Below are 1,672 nucleotides of genomic sequence, written 5' to 3' on the forward strand. Positions count from 1 at the left end.
GCCCAAGGGGCGCGTCGTGGAAATCTATGGTCCGGAGTCCTCCGGCAAGACCACCCTGACCTTGCAGGCCATTGCCGAATGCCAGAAGAAGGGCGGCACCGCAGCCTTCATCGACGCCGAGCATGCCCTCGACCCGATCTACGCCGCCAAGCTGGGCGTGAACGTGGACGACCTGCTGCTGTCGCAGCCGGATACCGGTGAGCAGGCGCTGGAGATCGCCGACATGCTGGTGCGCTCCAGCTCGGTGGACATCGTGGTGGTCGACTCGGTCGCTGCGCTGACGCCCAAGGCGGAAATCGAAGGCGAAATGGGCGACCAGCTGCCGGGCCTGCAGGCCCGTCTGATGAGCCAGGCGCTGCGCAAGCTGACCGGCAACATCAAGCGCTCCAACACCTTGGTGGTGTTCATCAACCAGCTGCGCCACAAGATCGGCGTGATGATGCCGGGCCAGAGCCCGGAAGTGACCACCGGCGGCAACGCCCTGAAGTTCTACGCCTCGGTGCGCCTGGACATCCGCCGCATCGGCGCGATCAAGAAGGGCGATGAGATCATCGGCAACCAGACCAAGATCAAGGTCGTCAAGAACAAGCTGGCGCCTCCTTTCAAGCAGGTCATCACCGAGATCCTCTACGGCGAAGGCATCAGCCGCGAGGGCGAGCTGATCGACATGGGCGTGGAAGCCAAGCTGGTCGAGAAGGCCGGCGCCTGGTACAGCTACGGCGATGAACGTATCGGCCAGGGCAAGGACAACGCCCGCGGCTACCTGCGCGACAACCCGCAGATTGCCCAGCGCCTGGAAGCCGAGCTGCGCGAGAAGTTCCAGCCGGAAGAAGCCGCGCGTGAAGGCGGCGACGACGTCGAAGACGACGCCGAATGAGTTTCCTGCGGGGCAGGGCGGCGCCGTCAGTGACGCCAGCCCTGTCCCGCGGTTTCCGTATTCCCCCGACGGGGGGAGCGCCAAGGACGGCGCATTTGATTGAAGGTCGCCATGTCCGAGTCCGACGCCCCGGCCCCGCGCCGCAAACGCCGTGTCAGTGAGCAGACCCCCGTCCAGCGGGCGTTGGCCCTGCTGGTGCGCCGCGAGCATTCGCGCAAGGAGCTGACCCGCAAGCTGCAGGCGCGTGGCATCGAGAACGACGCCGCAGTGGCTGCGGTCGACAAGCTCAGCGAGGCCGGCTGGCAGGACGACACCCGCTTTGCCGAGAACCTGGTCCGCATTCGCGCCAACACCGGCTATGGCCCGATCCACATCCGCGCCGAACTGGGCACCCATGGGCTGGACAGCGACCAGATCGCCGTCGCCATGGACACCTTTGAAGGCGACTGGAACGAAAACGCGCGTGACCTGGTCTGCCGTCGCTTCGGCGAGGCCGGGCCGCAGGAGCTGGCGCAACGGCGCAAAGCCGCCGATCTGCTGGCCCGTCGCGGGTTCCCGGGGGACAGCATCCGCCTGGCGACCCGTTACGACCCGGAGGACTGAGCGCCCCGGGCCTGATACCCTTTGTGGTTTCGGCGGTCCTGCTGTTGACACCCGGCCATTGGGGCTGCGTGCCATGGACTGACCGGCCCGCATGAAGCCAGCCCCCCATGAACGCATCCGTCAATTTCACTACCTCCCAGATCCGCAGCGATTTCCTTGAGTTCTTCAAGGGCAAGGGCCACACGATCGTGC

General features: G+C 66.1%; 2 protein-coding genes. Both read left to right on the top strand.

Translation table 11 applies throughout. The annotated features are described in order from the left end of the window. On the top strand, positions 1 to 877 hold an 877-nt coding region (recA, locus tag ACXJKH_RS20035; protein ID WP_457321991.1), incomplete at its 5' end, for a recombinase RecA. Positions 878 to 988: 111 nt separating this feature from the next. Continuing rightward, on the top strand, positions 989 to 1,480 hold the full coding sequence (recX, locus tag ACXJKH_RS20040; RefSeq protein WP_256774111.1) for a recombination regulator RecX: 492 nt from the start codon (positions 989 to 991) through the stop codon (positions 1,478 to 1,480). Positions 1,481 to 1,672: the final 192 nt, after the last annotated feature.

The organism is Stenotrophomonas sp. P5_B8, from assembly GCF_054049855.1.